This window comes from Mycobacterium sp. 852002-10029_SCH5224772 (assembly GCF_001667315.1).
GTDB lineage: Bacteria > Actinomycetota > Actinomycetes > Mycobacteriales > Mycobacteriaceae > Mycobacterium.
The window spans coordinates 102,040-123,673 of the sequence record NZ_LZHT01000103.1; the positions used below are offsets into that span (position 1 = coordinate 102,040).

Here is a 21,634-nt window from a genome sequence, read left to right on the forward strand (position 1 = left end):
CCCAGGTGGGTCGAGTAGACGGCAAAGTTGCGCTCATCAGTGGCGGTGCGCGCGGGATGGGCGCCGAGCACGCGCGGTTGCTGGCGTCCGAGGGCGCCAAGGTGGTGATCGGCGATATCCTCGACGACGAGGGCAAAGCGGTGGCTGCCGAGATCGGTGACGCGGTGCGCTACGTGCACCTCGACGTCACCCAGCCCGACCAGTGGGACGCCGCCGTGCAGACCGCCATCGGCGAATTCGGCAAGCTCAACGTGTTGGTCAACAACGCCGGGACCGTCGCGCTCGGCCCGCTGAAGAGCTTCGATCTTGCCAAGTGGCAGAAGGTGATTGACGTCAACCTGACGGGGACGTTCCTGGGCATGCGGGTGGCCGTCGAGCCGATGATCGCGGCCGGGGGCGGCTCGATCATCAACGTGTCGTCCATCGAGGGCCTGCGCGGCGCGCCGATGGTGCACCCATACGTCGCCTCCAAGTGGGCGGTGCGCGGCCTGGCCAAGTCCGCGGCGTTGGAGTTGGCACCGCACAACATTCGCGTCAACTCCGTGCACCCCGGCTTCATCCGCACCCCGATGACCAAACACCTGCCCGACGACATGGTCACCATCCCGCTCGGCCGCCCGGCCGAGTCGCGGGAGGTCTCAACCTTCATCCTGTTCCTGGCCAGCGACGAGTCGTCCTACTCCACCGGCAGCGAGTTCATCATGGACGGCGGCCTGGTCACCGACGTGCCGCACAAGCAGTTCTAGAGCGGGTGCTATAACCGCGAGCATGCTGCGCAGTCTGGCGAGCCTGGTCGGACCGAACCACGTCGTCACCGACCCCGACGTGCTCGCGGCGCGCGGCGTCGACCACACCGGCCGTTACCGCGGGCGGGCGAGCGCGCTGGTGCGACCGGCCTCGGCCGAGCAGGTCGCCGAGGTGCTGCGGGTGTGCCGCGACGCCGGCGCGCATGTGACGGTGCAGGGCGGCCGGACCTCGCTGGTGGCCGGCACCGTCCCCGAACACGACGACGTGTTGTTGTCCACCGAACGGCTCCACGCCGTCGGGGACGTCGACACCGTCGAGAGCCGCATCGAGGTCGGCGCCGGAGCCACCCTGGCCGCGGTGCAACAGGCCGCGGCCGCGGCCGGTCTGGTGTTCGGCGTGGACCTGTCCGCCCGCGACACGGCGACCGTCGGCGGCATGGCCTCGACCAACGCCGGCGGCCTGCGCACCGTCCGGTACGGCAACATGGGCGAGCAGGTGATCGGCGTGCAGGTTGCGCTGCCCGACGGCTCGCTGCTGCGTCGGCACAGCCGGGTGCGCCGCGACAACACCGGCTACGACCTCCCGGCGCTGTTCGTGGGCGCCGAGGGCACGCTCGGCGTCATCACCGGGCTGGACCTGCGGCTGCATGCCATCCCCCCGCACCGGGTGACGGCCATCTGCGGGCTCGCCGACCTCGAGGCGCTGGTGGCCGCCGGCCGCATCTTCCGCGACGTGGATGGCATCGCGGCCCTGGAATTGATCGACGGCCGGGCGGCCGCGCTGACCCGCGAGCATCGCGGCGTGGGCGCGCCGGTCACCGGGGACTGGCTACTGCTGGTGGAGTTGGCCGCCGACCATGACCAGACCGAGCGCCTCGCCGAACTGCTCGAGAACGTGCCCATGTGCGGTGAACCGGCGGTGGGCGTGGATCTTGCTGCGCAGCAACGGTTGTGGCAGCTGCGCGAATCACTCGCCGACGTGCTCGGCGTATACGGGCCGCCGCTGAAGTTCGACGTGTCGCTGCCGCTGTCGGCGATCGGCGAATTCGAAAGTCACGCAGTCGAATTGGTGCACACGCACGCCCCCGGGGCGCTGCCGGTGCTGTTCGGCCACATCGGCGAGGGCAACCTGCACCTGAACGTGTTGCGTTGCCCGGGCGAGCAAGAGCAGCACCTCTACGGGCCGATGATGGAACTCATCGCGCGATCCGGCGGCAACGTCAGCTCCGAACACGGCGTCGGCAGTCGCAAGCGGCCCTACCTCGGCATGTCGCGCGAGCCCGCCGACATCGCCGCGATGCGGACGCTCAAGGCCGCGCTGGACCCGACGGGCTATTTGAACGCCGCGGTGTTGTTCGACTAGCCCTTGATGCCGACCGCGTGCCGCAGCTGCGCCAGAAACTGGTCGGCGTCGTCGCTGCGCACGATGTAGTGCGAGATCGCAATCCGGATCACCGTCGCCGCCTTCACCGCGGAGTTGGGCCCGGGCAGGTGCCGTCGCAGCCCTTCGCGCATCTGCGGGATCACCCAGGAGAACTGGGCGATGGTGTGCTCGGGCTCGACGTCGACCATGCGCACACCGGAGTACGAATGTTGGTATTCGACGATGAACCGCAGCACGGCGTCGAGCTTCTCCACGCCCTTCAGGCCCGCCGTGGCCTTCACCAGGCCGCTTTCGAAGATCTGTCGCTCGTAGGCCGAAAACGCCGACAGCAGCTCCTCTTTGGACGCGAACCAGCGGTACAGCGTCGGGCGGGAGACGCCCGCCTGGGTGGCCACGTCGGACAGGCTCAGCTTGGTCTTGCCGTTGCGCCCGAGCACCTCGGCGGTGGCCGCCAGGATGCGCTGACGGGTCGAGGTGTCAGTGTCGGCGATCGTCGTCGCCCGCGCCGGCTGGCTCATGATTCACGCTTTACGCAGTGTCGCCGCAGTGTCATGGTCTTTCGCCTCCACGTTAGGCCCGGCCCGGGCGCCGGCGCACCAGCACCGACTGCTGGATGGCGCCGACCGCGCCCTGTTCGTCGAACAATGTGCCGATCGTCGTCCCGATCCCATCCGGCCCGTAACTGGTTTCCGCCCTGATCCCGATCCAATCACCGTCGGGGACACGAAACACGTGTACCGCCAGATCGGTGTTGAGGAACGTCCACTTGCTGATGTCCAGCTTGCTCCCGATGCCGTTGGCGCAGTCGGCGACCGCGAACAGCCGTTCCAGTTGGGTCATGGACTCGCCGTTGACCAAATCGACCGTCGGATTGATCCACGATTCGCCGGGGCCGTCGCTCAGCGGCTCGGTCAGCCACAGCCATTGAAGGCTGTGCACGTAGTTACGGTCCCAGTCCTTCGCCTTGAGGTTGCGGTCATAGGCCTCGGTTCTCGGCCGGGGCAGGGGCGCCGCCGCGTGCGCCAGCTCGTGGGTGTCCTGGTGCTGCAACCGCCAGCCGCTGGCACGCGCCACCGGCCGGGGTGTGCCGTCGGGCCCCGGGGCCAGCATCTCGGCGCTGAGGAGTTCGATCTGCTTGCCGGGGCGTTGCACCTGGGAGCGGACCCACAGGTCGCCCTCGGCCGGCACCCCGCCCAGCAGATCGATGATGACCCGGGACAGGCGCGTGTCGTCGCGTTGTTCGCACCGCTCGAGCGCCCGGACCAGCAGCCCCGATACCGGACCGCCGTGCTGGATCGCCGCCGACCAGGTGCCGCGCGCCAGGTCGGTCGCCCGGAACTTCTCGCCCAGCGTGCCGGCATCGTCGCCGGCCGGGTCGATCAGTTCGTAGTAGGCGTCGGTCATCGTCAACCTCTTCAAAGTGTCAGGGCAGGCCGGCGCCGGGGGTGGTCACCGTGACGGCGTCCAGCCGGGAAAGCCGGGTGCCGACCAGGCGTTGGGGATAGGCTTCCGTGCTCGACAAGAGAAACAGCGTGCGGCGCTGCGGACCGCCGAGGGCGCAGGCGATGGCCACGCGGTCGCCCATATCGATGCGGTCGGTCACCTCGCCGCCGGCCACGATCCGCTCGAACTGATGGGCCAGCGTCATCGACGCCCACACGCCTCCTTCGGCGTCGAGCGCGATGCCGTCGGGCGGCCCGTCCAGGCCGTCCGCGAAGATCCGGCGGTCGGTCAGCCCGCCTGGGTCGTCGGGGCCACCGATGGAAAACGCGCTCAGCCGCCGGCCCGTCGATTCGGCGACGATCAGCGTCGCGCGGTCCGGGGTGATCGCCATCCCGTTGGGGAAGTCCAGGTCTTCGGCCACGACGGTCACGCTGTCGTCGGGATCGAGGCGAATGATGACACCGCCGCGCAGCGCCTGGCATCCGATGTAGGCGCGGCCCACGTCGTCGACGACCATGTCACCGAGGTTGGCCGGCGCCACGTCGGCGAGATCGGCGATGGTGACGACGGTTTCGCCGTCGTAGCGCAGCACCCGCCGGTCCTCGGTCGACGCGATCAGCAGCGACCCGTCGGGGCGGAAACCCAGGCCCGACGGCGAGTGCCCCGGCAGCGGCAGTGTGGTCAGCGAGCCACCCATGGTCGAGGTGTGGACCGCTTCGCCTAACATGTCGGAGAACCACAGCAGGCCTTCGAACCAGCGCGGTCCCTCGCCGAAGCAGAATCCGTTGGCCAGCGGCTCGGGGATCATCCGCTCATGCCTTCGGCCGACCTTCCGCTTTACAAAACACCGAAAAAGTGTCATGCACCGCGGGTGCTGGTGTCAATCTGACGATCGGCCGAGTTCGGCCGCGACGGCCTCGTGGTAGGCGTCGATCCTCGCCGGATTGGCCTGGATGAAGAGCTGATCGGGCAGGGGCGCATGCTTGTACGCCTCGATCGTCATGGTCCGGGAGAACAGCGTGACGTCCTGGCCCGGCCGGGTGAAGTGGTAGGTCACGGTGATTCGGCCCTCCATCCCGCCGTGACCGTCGCGGTCATGGCCCAGGCGGCCGATCGAGGTGAACACGAACAGCGTCGGCCGCACGGCGGCGGCCAGCTGCCAGCTGAAGATCCGGTCACCATCGGGTCCGGCTTCCTCCCAGCTGTCACCCACCTTCAGTGGAAGCTCCGGCAAGCCGCCGATGTGCGCGCTGCCGGGGTAGGTCTTCGTCCAGTTGACCGGGTTGGTGACGAAGTCGTACACGGTCTCGGCGGAGTGCGTGAACGCGGTCTCCGAGGTGGTGGTCACGATGCCAATGGTGTTGCCTCCCTGTGCTTTCCGTGGGCGCTTCGATCCGCTGACCCGCGGTCTTGTTAGCCAAGCTTTACAAATCCTACTCAAAGTGTCACGCTGAGCCGTGAGCTGCTAGCGCGAGAGGTGGAGCGGATTTGACGAAAGCTTCCGAGGAATCTAAGCAGATCGAGTGGACGGTGCAGGGCCTGCTGGATCTGTTTGACGTGCAGGCCGACGGGCAAGACCGGTTCACCGGTGACACCGGCATCGCGGTCGGCGACGAACGCCAGGTGGTGGAGGGCACCCAGGTGCTCGCCCAGGCGATTGTGGCGGTGGCCAAACGATTCCCGGACAAGTCGGTGCGCTCGGCACACGCGGTGTTCTCCCGCGCCGTGACCGTCGGCCCGCCGATCGAGCTCATCCTCGACGTCGTCGCCGAGGGCCGGTCCACCGCCACCGCCGTCGTCGCCGTGCATCAGAACGGCCGGCGCTGTCTGAGCATCACGGCGCTGGCCGATGTCCCGACCGCCGATGTCATCCGGCACCACCTGCCGCGCCCCAACGTGGCCGCACCGGCCGATGCCCACCCCTCCCCGATGCCGATGGTCGGCCGCGAGCTGCGCCTGGTGGACGTCGTCGACGTCAACAGCCCCGACGAGGTCGGGCCGCCGGAGCTCTACGCGTGGCTGCACTACGACCCGATCCCGCAGCGCGACGATCTGGCCAAGGCGCTGGTGGCGTACTTCACCGGCCACCTGGGGATCTCCACCACCATGCGCGCGCACGAAGGCATCGGCACCGCCCAGGCGCACCTGACCGTGTCCACCGCGCCGATGAGCATCTCGGTCGCCTTCCACGAGCCGGTGCGCTGGGGCGGGTGGCTGCTCTACACGCACGAGAGCACCCAGGTGGGTGCGGGGATGTCGTACGTGCGCGGGGCCGTGCACGCGGAGGAGGGGGAGCTGCTGGCCTCGTTCTCCCAGGAGGCGCTGATCCGCCCGCTGCGGACCAGTGACACCACGATCGATTCCCGCGCGCGCTTCTGACGGCTGGAAAGTCAGATGCACTTCACCATCACGCACCCGATGCACAGCCATCCCTACAACCCCGAATTGGCGAGCGGGGACGGCATCGGGAAGGTGGCCGCGGCCACCGAAGCGGCCGGGATCCACGGTTTCGGCTTCACCGACCACCCGGCGCCGTCGCAGCGATGGCTGGACGCCGGCGGTCATGACGCGTTAGACCCTTTCGTCGCACTGGGTTTCGCGGCGGCCACCACGTCGACGCTGCGGCTGATCCCCAACATCGTGGTGCTGCCGTACCGAAACCCGTTCGTGGTGGCCAAGTCCGGCGCCACCCTGGACCTGCTATCCGGCGGCCGTTTCACGCTCGCCGTCGGCGTGGGCTACCTCAAACGCGAGTTCGCGGCGCTGGGGGTCAGCTACGACGAGCGCGCCGAGCTGTTCGAGGAAGCGCTGCAGGTGATCCGGGCCATCTGGACCGGGGATGACGTCTCCTTCGAGGGGAAGCACTTCAGCGCGCGCGGCATCACCGCGCACCCCCGGCCCGTCAGCAGCCCGCACCCGCCGATCTGGATCGGCGGCAACACCACCGCATCGCGCCAGCGGGTGGCGCAGTACGGCGACGGCTGGTGCCCGTTTCCCGCCCCGCCCCAGCTGGCGCAGACCGCCGGCACGGCCGTCATCGACTCGGTGCAGAAGCTCACCGAGGGCATCGAGGACCTGCGGCGCAGATGTGATGCGGCGGGCCGGGATTGGTCGGCGATCGACATCACGTTCACCAACTTCGAGGGCGGCAGTCCCGCCGACGACGCGTTCAACGCCGACGCATACCTGGACGGCCTGGACACGCTGGCGAAGCTGGGGGTGACCTGGGTCAGCGTCCACCTGCCCGGCGACAGCATGACGCACGCGCTCGAGACCCTCGACCGTTTCCGCACCCTCGTGATCGACGCGGCCTGAATGGACTTTTCCCGCGTAGCGCTCTCGCCCGAGGACCAGGATTTCCACGATCAGTTCCGGGAGTTCCTCAGCGAACATGTCACCGATGAGGTACGGCGACGCGATCGGGAGACCGGCGAAAACTTCAGTGAGCCAGTGCATTTGGCATTGGGCGAAGCGGGCTATCTGACATCGGACTGGAAGCTGGAGTCCGAAGGCGGCTTCAATCCGGTGCGCCGCCGGATCTTCCACCTCGAGATCGGTCGCGCCCACGCCCCGTGGTTCCACTGGGGCACCACGGCGGTCGTCGCGCGGTTGGTGCAGCAGTTCGGGGCGGCCGAGCTGGTCGACGCGGTGCTGCCGGGCGTGCTGTCCGGTGAGATACGGCTATGCCTGGGCTACACCGAGCCTGAGGGCGGCTCGGACGTCGCTACCTGCAAGACGCGTGCGGTGCGTGACGGGGAGGGGTGGGTTATCAACGGCTCCAAGATGTTCACGTCGAACGCGCAGAACGCCAAGTACGTCTTCCTGCTCACCAACACCGATCCGCAGGGACCCAAGCACAAAAACCTGACCATGTTTCTGGTGCCGCTGGATTCCGACGGCATCGAGATCCAGGGCATCCGCACCTTGGATGGTGACCGCACCAACATCGTGTACTACAGCGACGTGCGGGTCGATGACCTCTACCGGATCGGTGAGGTCAACGGTGGCTGGACGGTGATGCGGTTCGCCCTCGACGCCGAACATGGCGTTACCGAGATCCAAGACCATGGCCTGCAGAACATTTCGATGCTCTCAGAGCACGGCCACCTGATGGCCGAGGCGGCCGACGGAGTCGCGGCGATCCTGTCCAGGCCCGATGCCAGCGGGCGGCGGCCGATCGACGACGAGGCGACGAAATACCGTCTCGGGCGCAGCATCGCCCGAATCGAGGCGGCCATGTCGACTCCCGGGATGTACGGGCGCGTGGGGCTCATCCAGACCATGCGTGAGGTCGCCCAGGAATTGATGGACATGCTGGGGACGGCGTCGGCACTGCCCACCGATACAACAGGTTCCGCAGACGATGGTGCCATCGAGTTCATCTTCCGGCACGGCGTGCCCGCCGGAATCTACGGCGGCACCATGGAGGTGTTCCGCAACATGATCGCCCAGCACGAGCTGGGGCTCGGGCGTCCTAGCTACGGCCGCTGACCGGCAGCTCGGCCAACACGTCGACGCGGGCGTCGTCGAAACTGAGAAACCCCTTGATGGGCAGGCTTTCCGGCGGCGGGTCGGGATAGCACCAGACAACATCCTCCACGGCGTTCTCGCCCGAGACGAACGACCAATACGTCGCGAAGCCCTTGTAGTTGCAGTAACTCGACGTCTCGGATCGCCGCAACAGATCGGTGCGCACGTGTGCCGGATCGACATACAGCCTCGGTTCGAGCGCGGTCTCGAAGAGGATCATCGTGTCGTCCGTGTCGACCAGCGTGGTGCCGTCGGCGCGGACGCGCAGGCGCCGTTTCGTCGGACGGCAGTCGACGCGGTGATAGGGATTGGGCGGGTAGTGCACGAGTTTGCGTCCCTCCTCGAACCACGTGTCGACCGCGTCCCAGGGAACCCGGACGAAACCCGGTGCCTCCGGCTCCGGCTCACTCGGCAGGCCCCCGACCTCGTCGGTCGCGAACAGGTAGCCCAGTGGACGCCCCCGCCGGTGCACCATCAGCGCCCGCTCGGTGTCGATCACCAGCCGTCCGTCCTTGACCGCCTGCACGCGCCGGGGATGCGGCTCGACGTAGACGATCCCTTCAGGCCCCTCGGGGATCGCCGGCGAGAAGCGCCCCGCCGGATCGCTGCTGAGGGGACCGCGCCCTGCTACCAGACTCATGCGTCGTCCTTCCGGTCGCTCGCCGCTCTAGCCAATCACGTGGCTGTATCTGAATGTCGGCCGACCGCTTTCCCGGTGCGTCGATGTCGGTGGTCACGCACACCCCAACTGCCCGGCCGGTGGCGGCGTCGACGAACGACAGCGGCGCGGGGCCATCCTGCAGATAGGTGTCTCCCCACTGCACCAGCGACATGAACACCGGCAGGAAGTCCTCCCCGGCCTCGGTCAGTCGGTACTCGTCGCGGACGCGCTTACCCGGCTCCCGGTAGGGGACGCGGGCGACGATGCCCGCGGCTTCGAGTTGCTTGAGCGCCCGAGACACTGCCGGGGCCGACGTCGCGATGCGTTCTGCAAAGTCCTCGAATCGCCTTGTGCCAAAGAACAACTCGCGGACCACTTGGAAGGCGGTCTTGGTGCTGAGCAGCTCGAGGACCTTCGACATCGAACAGCTTTCGCCAATCGACCACTGCTGCCGGTCCTGCAGCCGGTTATCGAACTCCATTATGGCCCCTTTTGACTAACGCTTGCGTTATCCAGCATATCGTGCTTACATCTTACTAACGTCATCGTTACTCAGCAAGGAGTCGGGAAATGTCATCGGATCAGCTGTTTCTCATCACCGGCGCCACCGGCAACACCGGCGCACCCACCGTCGAGATGCTGCTCAACGCCGGGCACCGGGTGCGCGCGTTCGTGCACCGCCGCGACCAGCGCTCCGACACGCTGGCCGCCATCGGCGCCGAAATCGCGGTTGGCGATCTGCTCGACTTCGATGCCGTCAGCTCGGCGATGTCCGGCGTCAGCGCCGCCTACTTCTGCTACCCGATCGCCCCGGGCAGCCTGCTGCCGGCCACGGCCATCTTCGCCCAGGCCGCCAGCGAGGCGGGCGTGCGCGCGGTGGTCAACATGTCCCAGATCTCCGCACGGCGCGAAGCGAAAAGCAATGCTGCACAACAGCACTGGATCGCCGAGCGCCTGCTGGACCGGTTTGCCTTCGGCACCACGCATCTGCGCCCGACGTTCTTCGCCGAATGGCTCAAATGGCAGTGGGCCCGCAACGGCGACGAGGGCGTGCTGCGGCTGCCGTTCGGCAACGGCCGCCACGCTCCCATAGCCGGACGCGACCAGGCCGGCGTCATCGCGGCCATCCTGCAAAACCCGGCTCCCCACGATCGCCAGATCTATCCGCTGGTGGGCGCCGAGGAACTCGACCACTACGGCATCGCCGGGCAGATGTCGGACGCGCTTGGCATCGCAGTGCGCTACGAGCCGATCGGCATCCCCACCTTCGCCGCAGGGCTGACCGCGCAGGGCTGGCCGGACTTCTTCGTCCAGCACATCAGCAGCGTCGCGCAGGACTACCAGGACGGCATTTTCGCCCGCGAGAACAACCTGGTCGAGGTGATCAGCGGGCACAAACCCATGACCGTGCCCGAGTACGTCGACGCCAACCGCGCCGCCTTCGTCCACGACGGCGGATTCGCGGTGGGCGATGAGCGCGTGGCGAGCTGACCCATACCGCGCAATCGGGGGGATGCGTGCGCCTTCGCCCGCCGACAGGGTAGGAACTTACCCATGGCGGGACCGGTGGAAGGCGTCAAAGTCGTCGAGCTCGGGGTGTGGGTGGCCGGGCCGGCCGCCGGCGGCATCCTGGCGGACTGGGGCGCCGACGTGATCAAGATCGAGCCGCCCACCGGTGATCCGGCGCGCCTGTTCGGCCGGATGCTGGGCTGCGATATGGGCCTCAACCCGCCGTTCGAAATGGACAACCGGTCCAAGCGCAGCGTCGTACTGGACCTCGGCACCGACGCGGGACGCGCCACCGCGTTCGAATTACTCGCCGGCGCAGACGTTTTCCTGACCAATGTGCGTCCCGGTGCGCTACAACGTCTCGGGCTGGACTTCGAGTCGGTATCGGCGGCCAACCCCCGCCTGGTCTACGGGCTGATCACCGGGTACGGCGAAAGCGGGCCGGACGCCGATCGCGCCGCCTTCGACGTGGCCGCGTTCTGGTCCCGGGCCGGGGTGGCCCACCTGCTCACCCGGCCCGGCGAGACGCCGCCGTTTCAGCGCGGCGGCATGGGCGACCACTCCGCCGGGATGACGATGGCCGCCGCGGTGTGCGCGGCGCTGCTCGCGCGCGAGCGCACCGGGACGGGCCAATTGGTGACCACCTCGCTGTACCGGCAGGGCGCCTACACCGTGAGCTTCGACCTGAACACCTATCTGATGAGCGGCCAGCCGATCGCGATCGGGCAACGCGAATCGATGGGCAACCCGTGCATGAACAACTACGCCGCCCAGGACGGGCGGCGGTTCTGGATCGTCGGACTGGAGGCCGAGCGGCACTGGCCGGCGCTGTGCCGCGCGGTGGGCCGGCCCGAATGGCGCGACGACCCCCGGTTCGCCGATGCCCGCTCCCGCGCGGTCAATTCGGCGGCGCTGATCGCCGCCCTCGACGAGATCTTTGCGACACGCCCGCTCGACGAGTGGGCGCAGGTATTCGCCGGGGAACCGGAATTCTTCTGGTCACCGGTCAACACGCTCGAGGACGTCGTGGCCGACGAGCAGTTCCACGCCGCGGGCGGCATCGTCGACGTCCCGGACGGGGACGCGGCCGTACCGATGGTGGCCACGCCGGCCGATTTTCACGGCACCCCGTGGGCACCGCGTTCTGCGGCACCACAACTCGGGCAGCACACCGAGGAAGTCCTGGCCGACCTCGAGGCGCGCCGCGGTTCGTGACGGCCCGCCGGACCTTTACAAATTTCACCAGAAGTGTCACGCTGTGCGGTGAGTCGCTTCACTCGACGCGTGCGGCGGCTCCAGTCCTTGAGAAAGCCCATGACAAGCGCTTGAGGCCCGCCGACGGAGTCGTGGGGGCCGTGGTGAGGAATGGATCGATGGTCGCTCCAACGTTCGACATCAGCAAGAGCAGCGCCGACCGAGCAACCCACGCCAACGGTGAGGGCCTGCGGTATCGACTGGATGTCGTCGCGGCCAGCGCCGTCGACGTCGTGCAATCGGCCGGAGGTTGGCTCTACGACCGGGCGATGGCCGGCTGGGAGGTGACCGTGCTGCTCCCTCAGGGCCGCGACACCCGGGCGCTGCGGATCCTGGGCGTGCGGGTATCGGACCTCGAGTCATCCCTGGCCGCGCTGGGGGCGGGCTCGGCCAGCCTGGCGGTCAGCGCCGAGGCATTCACCGCCGATGCGCGGGTGCGTGACGCGGTACTCGAGTCGCTGGACAGCCGGCTGACGGAGGTCGCGTTGTGGGGCGACGGATGGCCGCTGGGAGTGAATCGCGCGACGACCCGCGCCCAGCACCTGCTCAGCGGGGCCGCGCGCATGTTCAAGGGTTATGCGCTTGCGGCAGCGGGTCTTTCGGACGCCACGGTCGATGCCACCGAGACGCTGCTGTGCGACGTGGGATCGGGGGCCGACTCCGAGCTGATCCGGCTCGACTAGGCCTATGAAGAAGTACTACAAACACGCGCTGCTCTATCTGCACGAGACCATCTCGCTGGGATCCGGCCGAAGTGACCGGTTCACCGAGATCTTCGCCGACACCTACCAGCCGATGATGGAACAACTCGGCGCCCGGCTGTTCGCGATCTGGGAATCCACGGCCTACAACGGTCACTGGCCGCAGGTGACGGTCATCTGGGAGATCGACGGGTTCGCCGACTACGCCAGGATCGGCGCCGCCCAGGCCCGCGGCGGCAGTCACGAGGCCGCCGCCGGCACCTGGTCGGCGTTCCTGGCCGACGTCGGCGCCTCCGGCGAGGGGCGAATCATGTACGCCGGACCCAGCAACAGGACGCTCGCCCAGCTGCGCGAGACCAATTTCACTGCGCCGCTGGTGATTCAGGAAATCATGCAGACCAAGCCGGGCCGCCAGGACGACTACATCCGGGAGCTGGAGCGCCTCTACGTGCCGTGGTCGGAACGTACCGGAAAACGCTGGCTCGGCTCGTTCACCACCACCTTCCGCTTCAACGAGGTCATCCACTACTGGGCCCTGGACGGGGGATGGGACTGCTTCGCCGAGCACTACCCCTCCTGGAAAGAGAGCCCACCCGCCGAGATCGTCACCTGGATGAGCGTGGCCCCCGCGCTGCGGGACGGCTGGGAAGACTCCATCCTGGCGGCCCTACCGCCCTCGCCGCTGCAGTGACCGAGCGCCAAGGACCCATGAACCACACCGACTTCAGCTACGACCCTTTCGACGCTGCGGTGATGGCAAACCCGTTGCCGTACTACCGAATCCTGCGCGACCGCCACCCGGTGTATTACATGCCGCAGTGGGACACCTTTGCGCTGTCGCGTTTCGAGGACGTCTGGAAAGTCCTGGAAGTCAACAACGGCACGTTCGTCGCCTCGGAGGGCACGCTGCCTGCGGCATCGGTTCTGGCCCAACACAACTCCGGGCCGGTGGACGACCCGCCGCTGCAGCCGCTGCCATTCCATGCCATGTTCGACGCGGACCTGTACGGCGAGATCCGGCGCACGCACTCCCGGCCGTTTCGGCCACGTTCGGTCACGGACCTCGAGGGCAGGATCCGGGAGCTGGCCAACGAACGCCTCGATCTGCTGCTGCCGCGCGGCTCGTTCGACTTGACCCAGGACTACGGCGGCGTCGTCGTGGCCGCGATTGTCTGCGAACTGCTGGGCATTCCCACCGATCTCGCGCCGCAGGTCCTCGCCGCGGTCAATGCCGGCAGCCTCGCCCAGCCCGGCGTCGGCGTCGACACCGGGCAAGCGCGACCCAACTACTTCGAGTTCCTGCTGCCGGCGGTCGCCCGCCGCCGCGCCGATCAATCCGGAGGGCCGCTGGACGTGGTCGACGGCCTGCTCGGCTACCACCTGCCCGACGGCAGGGCGCTCGACGACATGGAAATCGCCACCCAGATGCTGTGCATCTTCATCGGGGGGACCGAGACCGTGCCCAAAATCGTCGCCCACGGACTCTGGGAGCTCAGCCAACGGCCCGACCAGCTGGCCGCCGTCCGCGCCGATCCCGAGAGCACCGTGCCCGTCGCCCGCGAGGAGATGGTCCGATACTGCGCGCCGGCGCAGTGGTTCGCGCGAACGGCGCGCAAACCGTTCGACCTTCACGGTCAAACCATCAACCCGGGCCAGCGCGTCATCACCCTGCTCGCGTCGGCCAGCCGCGACGAGCGGGAATACCCCGACCCCGACGAATTCATCTGGGACCGGCCCATCCGCCGCTCGTTGGCGTTCGGCCGCGGCCAGCACTTCTGCATCGGATACCACCTGGCGCGACTGGAAATGGCTGTGCTGCTTGCCGAATGGCTGCGCCGGGTACCCGACTACGCGATCCAGGCCGAGGCCGCCACCCGGTTGCCGTCCAGCTTCCAGTGGGGTTGGAACAACGTCCCGGTGGAGGTATGACGTGTGGTCCTACCGGCTCATCGCCCCATATTTGTTCGAGCGGACAACGATCGCGGACAAAACACCCGAGTGCCTGGCCGATGGTCAGGTGCTGCTGCGGTTCCTGGCCGCCGGCGTCTGCGGCAGCGATCTGCCGGCGTTTCGCGGCGCCAAAGGCCGCATCCCGGGTGATGACGGCCGCAGCGGTCCCGAGAAAGACGGCTTCCCCATCCACGAGGTCGCCGGCGAGGTGATCGCCAGCCGGCATCCCGCACACCGTCCCGGGGATCTCGTCGTCGGCTGGGCGTCCGGGTTCGACGGCATGATGGAGCGCGTCGTCAGCAACGGGGACGGGTTGGCGCCGTATGACCCGGCGCTGACCCCGGCGCAGGCGATCGGGCTGCAACCGCTGGCCTGTGTGCTCTACGCGTGCGAACAGCTCGGTGACCTGGCCGGCCGCCACGTTGCGATCATCGGCCAGGGGTCGATCGGCCTGCTGTTCTCCTACGTCGCCAAGGCGGCCGGTGCCCGGCGCGTCACCGGGGTCGACCCCGTCGACCGCCGTGATCTGGCAAGGGCATTCGGCGTCGACGACCCGGTGCGCGCCACCAGCGACCGCTGGGCGAGCCAGCTCCAGCCCGCGGACCGCGCCGACGTCGTCGTCGAGGCGGTCGGTCACCAGGTCGCCACGTTGACGCACGCCATCGACGCCGCCGCGCCGGGCGGCACCATCTTCTATTTCGGCGTCGCCGACGACGAAATGTATCCGATCAGCATGCGGGCCATGCTGCGTAACAACCTGACCCTGAAATCCGGTGTGACGCTTGACCGGCGGCGGATGCTGGAGCTCGCGAGCAAGTTCGCCGCCGAGCACCCCTGGCTGCTCGGCGCCTACCTCACCCACACGTTCGGCGTCGGGGCGGTGCAGGACGCGTTCGAGTTGGCCAGCCGGCCGGCCGCCGACCGCATCAAGATCGCGATCGCCGGGTGAGGGGTCGACCGTGACGGACGCTTCCCCGAGTAATCTGCAGCTGGCGCTGAGCAGCAAATCCGTGATCTTCGGTGGCTGGGTCACCGGGCCGACATGGCTGGGACCCGAGGAATTCGCCCGCGCCGGTTACGATTACGTCGGATTCGACGCCCAGCACGGCTATCTCGACGACGCGGACATCGCCGGCATGCTGCGCCGCACCGAACACCTGCCGCTGGGCACCGTGGTGCGCCTCCCCAACGCCGACGCCGCACCGATTGGGCGGGTGGCCGACGCCGGCGCCGACGCCGTCGTCATCGCGATGATCGAGTCGGCCGACCAGGCCGCCGCCGCAGTGGCCGCGACCCGCTACCCACCGGCCGGTGTGCGCAGCTTCGGCCCGCTGCGCGCCAGCCTCGGTCACGACCCCGCCGCCCACGAATCCCGGGTCGGCGTGTTCGCGATGATCGAGACCGCGGCGGCGCTGGCCGACATCCGAAAGATCTGCGCCGTCGACGGCCTGACCGGAATCTACGTCGGGCCGGCCGATCTCGCGATCTCGATGGGCGCCGGCGTCGTCGGCGCGACCCGGCATCCCGACGTGCTCGACGCGATCACCCGTATCCACCGGGCGGCGTCGGACGCCGGCCTGGTGACAGGCATTCACGCCGGAGACGGAAAAACCGGTCACGCCATGGCTCGGTTGGGCTTTGGCATGATCACCCTGGCCGCCGAGTCGCAGGCGCTGCGGCGCGGAGCCGCGGAACACCTGCGTGAGGCGACCCAATGACCGCCCAGACGCCGGACGACCAGGCCGCGATCCGCGACCTGATCGCCGGCTACGCGCTCGCACTCGATGCCGGAGACGTCGACCGGTGCGTCCTGCTGTTCGCCCCCGACGGCGAATTCCTGGTCTACGGAAAGACTTTCGCCGGCCATGACGGAATCGCCGACATGTTCGGCGCCGCCGCGCGCGGGCTTCATCTGACCGGCGTCTCGCGGATCGCGGTCGACGGGGAGCGCGCCACCGCCAGATCGCAGGTGCTGTTCGTCCGCGCCGGTGATCTGCAGCTACGGCCCGCGCTCTACGACGACGAGCTGACACGCGTCGCCGGGCAGTGGCGCTTTGCGCGCCGCCGGTGCAGCTTCATCACCGGCAGCGGATTGGCCGACAGCCCCGAGGGCGGGCCGGCATGAACCCACGTGTCGCACTCGTGACCGGCGCAGCCGGCGGACAGGGCCGAGCCATCGCCGAACGGCTACGCGCCAAGGGGTTTTCGGTGGCAGCCTGCGATCGGCGGGCAGACGAACTCGCCGCGGCGGTGCGCGAATCGGGCGACCAGGAGCTGATCGCGGTCGAGCTCGACGTCACCTCGGAGCAGCAGTGGGACTCGGTCGTCGAACAGGTCGTCGACCGCTTTGGGTCGCTGAGCACCCTGGTCAACTGCGCCGGCGTGCTGCACCGGGCGTCGTTGACCGACGAAACGGCCGAAGGCTTCGAAAACTCATGGCGGGTCAACTGTCTGGGGCCCTTCCTCGGCATCCGCGCAGCGCTGGAACACCTGCGCGCGGCGCCCGACGCGTCCATCGTCAACATCTGCAGCACCGGCGCGATCCGCCCGTTCCCACAACACGGCGCCTACGGTTCGTCGAAGTGGGCGCTGCGCGGCCTGACCCAGACCGCCGCGGCCGAACTCGCCCCCTCCGGCATCCGGGTCAACGCGGTGTTTCCCGGACCGATCGCCACATCGATGCTCGACGAGACCACCCAGACCCGGCTGGCCGCGGCCTCGATGTTCGGGCGGATAGGCCGGCCCGATGAAGTCGCCGACGCGGTGGCCTTCCTGGTTTCCGGCGAGGCGTCGTTCATCACCGGCTCCGAACTCATCATCGACGGTGGTCAATGCCTGCAGATCCGATGAGCGACCTCTCGGTCGGCATCATCGGGGCCGGCCCGGGCGGCCTGGCACTGGGAATCATGCTGTCGCGCAACGGGTTTGCCAATTTCACCATCTTCGACCGCGAAGACGGCGTCGGCGGCACCTGGCGGATCAACACCTATCCGGGGCTGGCGTGCGACGTCAAGTCGCACCTCTACTCGTACTCGTTCGATCTGAACGCCCACTGGTCGCGGCTGTGGTCGGGGCAACCCGAAATCCTGGACTACTTCCAGCGAAGCGCCGACAAGTACGGTCTGGGCCCGCACCTGTTGCTGCGCACCGAAATCCGCTCCGCACACTGGGATCCGGACACTCAGCTGTGGTGCCTGACCACCGCGGCCGGCGAACAGCACTACTTCAACGTCGTTGTTTCGGCCGTGGGCCTGTTCACCCGGCCGCTGCTGCCGGACCTCCTCGAAGAGGAGCCCTTCACGGGCACCGTGATGCACTCGTCGCGCTGGGACCACTCGATCCCGCTGGAAGGAAAGAGAATTGCGGTGCTGGGAACCGGATCCACGGCCTCCCAGCTGATCCCCGAATTAGCCGAAGTGGCCGACACCGTGTACTCGGTGCAACGATCGCCGACCTGGATACTGCCCAAGCCGGACCGCCACTACACGCGCCGCGAGCGCTGGGCGCTCGCGCATCTCCCGTTCGTCAAAAAGCTCTACCGGACCAGGCTGTGGCTGCGCAGCGAATCCAACATCTCGGTGATCGAGCACGGCAGCGAAAAGACCCAGCAATTCACCGCTCTCGCGTTGCAGCTGCTCGAGAAGAGCGTCCCCGATGACGAATTGCGCCGCAAGCTCACACCCGATCATCCGATGGGTTGCAAGCGGCTGGTGTTCTCCTCGGATTACCTGCCCGCGCTGACCCGGCCCAACGTGGAGGTGGTGACCAGCCCGGCGCGCTACCTTCGGGCCCGATCGCTGGTCACCGAAGACGGCACCGAACGCGATGTCGACCTGGTGGTGTGCGCCACCGGCTACGCCGCCGCCGACTATCTCGGGGAACTGGACGTGTCCGGCGAACACGGAATCACGCTGCGGCAGGTCTGGCGCGACGGCGCGCACGCCTATCTCGGCATGGCCGTGCCCGAATTTCCCAATTTCTTCATGCTGTACGGACCGAACACCAACGTCGGCTCCAACAGCGTCATCTTCATCCTCGAAGCCCAGGCGCGCTACATCGTGCGGGCGCTGCGCTACCTGCGCCGCAACCGCAAGCGCTACGTCGCGGTGCGCCCCTCGGCGCTGGCCGACTTCGTCAACAAGATCGACCGATGGATGGTGGGCACGGTCTGGACCACCCAGTGCAGCAACTACTTCCGCGCCCCCAATGGCCGGGTGGTCACCCAGTGGCCGCGCAGCGCGCGGACCTTCTGGGGAATGACGCGCAGGTTCAGGCCGGCCAATTTCCGCTTCGAGGCGCCCGCGACCTCCGCTTCGCCCGCGGTCGTCGCGCCCGAGCGGGGTACGCGATGACGGAGCTCGACGGCGCCGATCGCCTCGACCCGGCGCTGCGCGCCATCGCCACCACCCGCACCGATTTCTCGGTTCCCGCAATCCAACTCACCCGCGATCCGTTCAACGAACGCCGCCGCATCACCGCCGAGCAGACCGACACCCGCGGGGTCCGGATCGTCGAGGACAGCGCCGCCGGCGTCGGGGTGCGCATCTACTGCGGCGGGCCCGCACCGGCGCCCGCCGTCGTGTATTGCCACGCCGGCGGTTTCGCCCTGGGCAACCTGGACACCGATCACCGCGCGTGCGTGGAGCTCGCCCGCCGCGCCCGCTGCACGGTGGTGTCCGTGGACTATCGGCTGGCACCGGAACACCCCTATCCGGCCGCGCTCGAGGACGCGAGCGCCGTGCTGCGCTGGGTGTCCGACGACGCGGCCGGGCTCGGGGTGGATCCGGCGCGGGTGGCCGTCGCGGGCAGCAGCGCCGGCGCCGCCCTGGCCGCATGCCTGGCGCAGCGCGCCGCCGACGGATCACTGCCCCCGGTGGTGTTCCAGTTGCTGCACCAACCGGTGCTCGACGACCGGGCCACCCCGTCGAAGGCGGAGTTCCGCACCAGCCCGGCCTTCGACGGCGAGGGCGCCGACCTGATGTGGCGCTACTACCTGGGTCCGGACGCCGGGCCGGAGGCCGCGGTGCCCGCGCGGAGGTCCGGGTTCGCCGGCTTGGCACCGGCTTTGATCACTTGCGCCGAGATCGACCCGTTCCGTGACGAGGCCATCGACTATGCGTTGCGGCTCCTGCACGCCAGGGTCTCCGCCGAGCTGCACGTCTTTGCGCACGCCTGCCACGGATTCGATTCACTGCTGCCGGATTGGCCGGGCTCGCAACGATTGTTCGCGCTGCAAGCCAGCGCGCTGTCCGGCGCGTTACACGGCGCCTAACTGTCGAATCTGATCAGCTGGCGCACCGCGGTGCCGTCGGCCAGATGGTCCATCGCCTCGTTGATGTCGTCCAGCCGGATCGTCGACGACACCAGCGATTGCACCGGCAGCCGGCCCGAGCGCCACAGCTCGACGAACCGGGGAATGTCCCGGCTGGGCACGGCCGAGCCGAGATAGCTGCCGATCAACGACCGGCCCTCGGCCACAAAACCCAACGGCGACACGGTGATCCGCGCGGACGGCGGCGGCAGCCCCACGGTGACGGTGCGCCCGCCCGGGGCGGTCAGGCCGATCGCGGTTTCGAGCGCGGCGGGATGGCCGACGGCCTCGACCACCACGGCGGCCTTCACGTGCGCGTCGACGGCCTGCTGGGGCGTGTACGCCTCGTGCGCGCCCAAGCCCCGGGCGGCGGCCAACTTCTCGGGCAACTGGTCGACGGCGACGACGCGCACGCCGTCATAGGTGAGCGCGGTCAGCACCGCCGCCATCCCGACGCCGCCCAGCCCGACGACGGCGACCGTCTGGCCCGGTCGCGGATGCCCCACGTTGAGCACCGCGCCCCCACCGGTCAGCACCGCACACCCCAGCAGCGCGGCGACCTCGGCCGGCACGTCGGGCGGCACCGCGACCGCGCTGGCCCGATTGACGACCGCATGTGTGGCGAAGCCCGACACCCCGAGGTGGTGATACACCGGCCGGCCGGCGCGGCTGAGCCGAATGTCGCCGCCGAGCAGGGTGCCGGCGCCGTTGGCGGCGCTGCCCGGCTCACACGGCGTGAGCCCGTCGGTCGCGCACGCCGCGCAGTGCCCGCACCGCGGCAAGAACACCAGCACCACCCGCTGCCCGACGGCCACGTCACCGACACCGTCACCGACACGTTCGACGATTCCGGCGGCCTCGTGACCGAGCAGCATCGGCACCGGGCGCACCCGGTTGCCGTCGACCACCGACAAGTCGGAGTGGCAGATGCCGGCCGCCTCGATGCGGACCATGACCTCGTCGCGGCCCGGGGGTGCCAGGTCGACCTCGGTGATGCTGATGGGCCGCGACCGCGCGTACGGCCGGGGCGCGCCGATGTGCTCCAGCACCGCGCCCCGAATTCCGGACATGCTGGAATACAACCATGGCTTCGGCTCCAGCAGTTCCCCCCGCCCCGGACGGGTTGACCAGCAACGACTTCCCGGTGCTGTGGCCGGTCGGGACCCGGTGGGTCGACAACGACATGTTCGGCCACCTCAACAACGCCGTCTACTACCAGTTGTTCGACACCGCGATCAACGCCTGGATCAACACCAGCACCGGGCTGGACCCGATGACCACGCCCGCGCTGGGCATCGTCGCCGAATCGGGCTGCCGCTACTTCTCCGAACTGCATTTCCCCCAGGGCCTCGTGGTGGGCCTGGCCGTGACACGGCTGGGGCGCAGCAGCGTCACCTACCGGCTGGGGGTGTTCGAGTCGAACGAAGGCCCCGGAGAAGGCATGGCGCGGCCGATCACCGCGCTGGGGCATTGGGTGCACGTCTACGTCGACCGGGTCACCCGCAAGTCCGTCCCGATTCCCGACCCCATCCGGTCCCTGTTGTCGGCGGCCGTCGTCGGCGAATCGGCCTAGGCCCGGCCCAGATACCGCCCCGCGCTGGGGTTTTCGCTCACCCCGTTATGCTGCGCGCATGCCAGTCTTGAGCAAGACCGTCGAAATCGGCGCCGACGCCGCATTGATCATGAGGATCGTCGGCGATTTCGAGGCCTACCCGCAGTGGAACGAGGAGATCAAAGGCCTCTGGGTGCTCGCCCGCTACGACGACGGGCGCCCCAGCCAGCTGCGGCTGGACACCGCTTACCAAGGCATGGAGGCAATGTTCATCCAGGCCGTGTACTACCCGGGGGAAAACCAGATCCAGACCGTCCTGCAGCAGGGTGATCTGTTCACCAAGCAGGAGCAGCTGTTTTCCGTGGTGGCGATGGGAGCGTCGAGCCTGCTGACCGTGGACCTGGACGTCGAAACCTCGATGCCGGTTCCCGCGCCGATGGTCAAGCAGCTCCTTAACAACGTCCTCGACCACCTCGCCGAGAGCCTCAAACAGCGCGCCGAGCAGCTGGCCGCGACCTAGCTGGATGGCGGCGACCCGGTTCGCCCGGCTTCGCCGCGCTCCCGATCGCCGCTAGCTGGATGGCGGCGACCCG

The 21,634-nt window shown here is 68.6% G+C and carries 24 protein-coding genes and 1 pseudogene; 18 read left to right on the forward strand and 7 right to left on the reverse strand.

Going from position 1 to position 21,634, the window contains the following annotated elements:
- Positions 1–5: 5 nt before the first annotated feature.
- Both A5775_RS18240 and A5775_RS18245 read left to right on the forward strand, forming a co-directional pair.
- Positions 6–746 (forward strand): glucose 1-dehydrogenase, encoded by a 741-nt coding sequence (locus A5775_RS18240; RefSeq protein ID WP_067255424.1) that lies wholly within the window; start codon positions 6–8, stop codon positions 744–746.
- A 22-nt stretch (positions 747–768) separates the two neighbouring features.
- Positions 769–2,109, forward strand: coding sequence for an FAD-binding oxidoreductase (locus tag A5775_RS18245; RefSeq protein ID WP_067255425.1), 1,341 nt, complete (start codon positions 769–771; stop codon positions 2,107–2,109).
- Here A5775_RS18245 and A5775_RS18250 read toward each other — a convergent pair.
- The 4 genes from A5775_RS18250 to A5775_RS18265 all read right to left on the reverse strand — a co-directional run bounded on the left by A5775_RS18250 (position 2,106) and on the right by A5775_RS18265 (position 4,930).
- On the reverse strand, positions 2,106–2,648 hold the full coding sequence (locus A5775_RS18250) for a TetR/AcrR family transcriptional regulator (protein ID WP_067255426.1): 543 nt from the start codon (positions 2,646–2,648) through the stop codon (positions 2,106–2,108). The two genes, A5775_RS18245 and A5775_RS18250, sit on opposite strands and share 4 nt — an antisense overlap.
- A 52-nt stretch (positions 2,649–2,700) precedes the next feature.
- On the reverse strand, positions 2,701–3,534 hold the full coding sequence (locus A5775_RS18255) for a thioesterase family protein (protein ID WP_067255427.1): 834 nt from the start codon (positions 3,532–3,534) through the stop codon (positions 2,701–2,703).
- 19 nt (positions 3,535–3,553) lie between these two features.
- Positions 3,554–4,381: an SMP-30/gluconolactonase/LRE family protein gene (locus A5775_RS18260; RefSeq protein ID WP_067255429.1), complete on the reverse strand. Its 828-nt coding sequence runs from the start codon at positions 4,379–4,381 to the stop codon at positions 3,554–3,556.
- Between the two features lie 72 nt (positions 4,382–4,453).
- Entirely contained in the window at positions 4,454–4,930 is a 477-nt protein-coding gene (locus tag A5775_RS18265) for a polyketide cyclase (protein ID WP_067255518.1), read from the reverse strand.
- A gap of 131 nt (positions 4,931–5,061) precedes the next feature.
- Between A5775_RS18265 and A5775_RS18270 the strand changes: the two genes are divergently transcribed.
- The 3 genes from A5775_RS18270 to A5775_RS18280 are packed head-to-tail and all read left to right on the forward strand — an operon-like array spanning position 5,062 to position 8,064.
- The gene (locus A5775_RS18270) at positions 5,062–5,952 is read left to right on the forward strand and encodes an acyl-CoA thioesterase II (protein WP_067255431.1); all 891 of its coding nucleotides are present in this window, start codon (positions 5,062–5,064) and stop codon (positions 5,950–5,952) included.
- Between the two features lie 15 nt (positions 5,953–5,967).
- Positions 5,968–6,888, forward strand: a complete 921-nt coding sequence (locus tag A5775_RS18275) for an LLM class F420-dependent oxidoreductase (protein ID WP_067255433.1) — start codon at positions 5,968–5,970, stop codon at positions 6,886–6,888.
- Complete coding sequence (locus A5775_RS18280) at positions 6,889–8,064, forward strand: acyl-CoA dehydrogenase family protein (protein WP_067255435.1); 1,176 nt, start codon at positions 6,889–6,891, stop codon at positions 8,062–8,064. It abuts the gene before it with no gap.
- Here the strand turns inward: A5775_RS18280 and A5775_RS18285 are convergent.
- Both A5775_RS18285 and A5775_RS18290 read right to left on the reverse strand, forming a co-directional pair.
- Positions 8,048–8,743, reverse strand: a complete 696-nt coding sequence (locus A5775_RS18285) for a DUF427 domain-containing protein (RefSeq protein ID WP_067255437.1) — start codon at positions 8,741–8,743, stop codon at positions 8,048–8,050. The two genes, A5775_RS18280 and A5775_RS18285, sit on opposite strands and share 17 nt — an antisense overlap.
- A gap of 88 nt (positions 8,744–8,831) precedes the next feature.
- Positions 8,832–9,245, reverse strand: a pseudogene (locus A5775_RS18290) (winged helix-turn-helix transcriptional regulator); the annotation flags it as partial.
- A gap of 89 nt (positions 9,246–9,334) precedes the next feature.
- Between A5775_RS18290 and A5775_RS18295 the strand changes: the two are divergent.
- The 11 genes from A5775_RS18295 to A5775_RS18345 all read left to right on the forward strand — a co-directional run bounded on the left by A5775_RS18295 (position 9,335) and on the right by A5775_RS18345 (position 19,450).
- Positions 9,335–10,255, forward strand: a complete 921-nt coding sequence (locus A5775_RS18295) for an NAD(P)H-binding protein (protein ID WP_067255442.1) — start codon at positions 9,335–9,337, stop codon at positions 10,253–10,255.
- Positions 10,256–10,318: 63 nt separating this feature from the next.
- A complete protein-coding gene (locus tag A5775_RS18300; RefSeq protein ID WP_067255446.1) occupies positions 10,319–11,488 on the forward strand; it encodes a CaiB/BaiF CoA-transferase family protein in 1,170 nt (389 codons plus the stop codon).
- 158 nt (positions 11,489–11,646) lie between these two features.
- Positions 11,647–12,210 (forward strand): hypothetical protein, encoded by a 564-nt coding sequence (locus tag A5775_RS18305; RefSeq protein ID WP_067255448.1) that lies wholly within the window; start codon positions 11,647–11,649, stop codon positions 12,208–12,210.
- Positions 12,211–12,214: 4 nt separating this feature from the next.
- Positions 12,215–12,919 (forward strand): NIPSNAP family protein, encoded by a 705-nt coding sequence (locus A5775_RS18310; RefSeq protein WP_067255450.1) that lies wholly within the window; start codon positions 12,215–12,217, stop codon positions 12,917–12,919.
- A gap of 17 nt (positions 12,920–12,936) precedes the next feature.
- Positions 12,937–14,157, forward strand: a complete 1,221-nt coding sequence (locus A5775_RS18315) for a cytochrome P450 (RefSeq protein ID WP_067255452.1) — start codon at positions 12,937–12,939, stop codon at positions 14,155–14,157.
- Between the two features lies 1 nt (position 14,158).
- Positions 14,159–15,127, forward strand: a complete 969-nt coding sequence (locus tag A5775_RS18320) for a zinc-binding dehydrogenase (RefSeq protein ID WP_067255454.1) — start codon at positions 14,159–14,161, stop codon at positions 15,125–15,127.
- Positions 15,128–15,137: 10 nt separating this feature from the next.
- Entirely contained in the window at positions 15,138–15,896 is a 759-nt protein-coding gene (locus A5775_RS18325; RefSeq protein ID WP_067255457.1) for an HpcH/HpaI aldolase/citrate lyase family protein, read from the forward strand.
- Complete coding sequence (locus A5775_RS18330; protein WP_067255458.1) at positions 15,893–16,303, forward strand: nuclear transport factor 2 family protein; 411 nt, start codon at positions 15,893–15,895, stop codon at positions 16,301–16,303. The genes A5775_RS18325 and A5775_RS18330 overlap by 4 nt, the downstream gene beginning before the upstream one ends.
- Positions 16,300–17,028, forward strand: coding sequence for an SDR family NAD(P)-dependent oxidoreductase (locus A5775_RS18335; RefSeq protein WP_067255460.1), 729 nt, complete (start codon positions 16,300–16,302; stop codon positions 17,026–17,028). The genes A5775_RS18330 and A5775_RS18335 overlap by 4 nt, the downstream gene beginning before the upstream one ends.
- A complete protein-coding gene (locus A5775_RS18340; protein ID WP_156660762.1) occupies positions 17,010–18,530 on the forward strand; it encodes an NAD(P)/FAD-dependent oxidoreductase in 1,521 nt (506 codons plus the stop codon). The genes A5775_RS18335 and A5775_RS18340 overlap by 19 nt, the downstream gene beginning before the upstream one ends.
- Positions 18,527–19,450, forward strand: a complete 924-nt coding sequence (locus A5775_RS18345) for an alpha/beta hydrolase (RefSeq protein WP_067255463.1) — start codon at positions 18,527–18,529, stop codon at positions 19,448–19,450. The genes A5775_RS18340 and A5775_RS18345 overlap by 4 nt, the downstream gene beginning before the upstream one ends.
- On the opposite strand, the gene A5775_RS18350 is transcribed toward A5775_RS18345, so the two are convergent.
- Positions 19,447–20,559, reverse strand: coding sequence for an alcohol dehydrogenase catalytic domain-containing protein (locus A5775_RS18350; RefSeq protein WP_067255521.1), 1,113 nt, complete (start codon positions 20,557–20,559; stop codon positions 19,447–19,449). The genes A5775_RS18345 and A5775_RS18350 overlap by 4 nt on opposite strands.
- Positions 20,560–20,573: 14 nt before the next feature.
- Here A5775_RS18350 and A5775_RS18355 point away from each other — a divergent pair, with 14 nt between their 5' ends.
- Both A5775_RS18355 and A5775_RS18360 read left to right on the forward strand, forming a co-directional pair.
- Entirely contained in the window at positions 20,574–21,062 is a 489-nt protein-coding gene (locus A5775_RS18355; protein ID WP_067255465.1) for a thioesterase family protein, read from the forward strand.
- A gap of 58 nt (positions 21,063–21,120) precedes the next feature.
- Positions 21,121–21,561 carry an SRPBCC family protein gene (locus A5775_RS18360; RefSeq protein WP_067255467.1) on the forward strand — a complete coding sequence of 147 codons (441 nt, stop codon included), beginning with the start codon at positions 21,121–21,123 and terminating at the stop codon, positions 21,559–21,561.
- Positions 21,562–21,634: the final 73 nt, after the last annotated feature.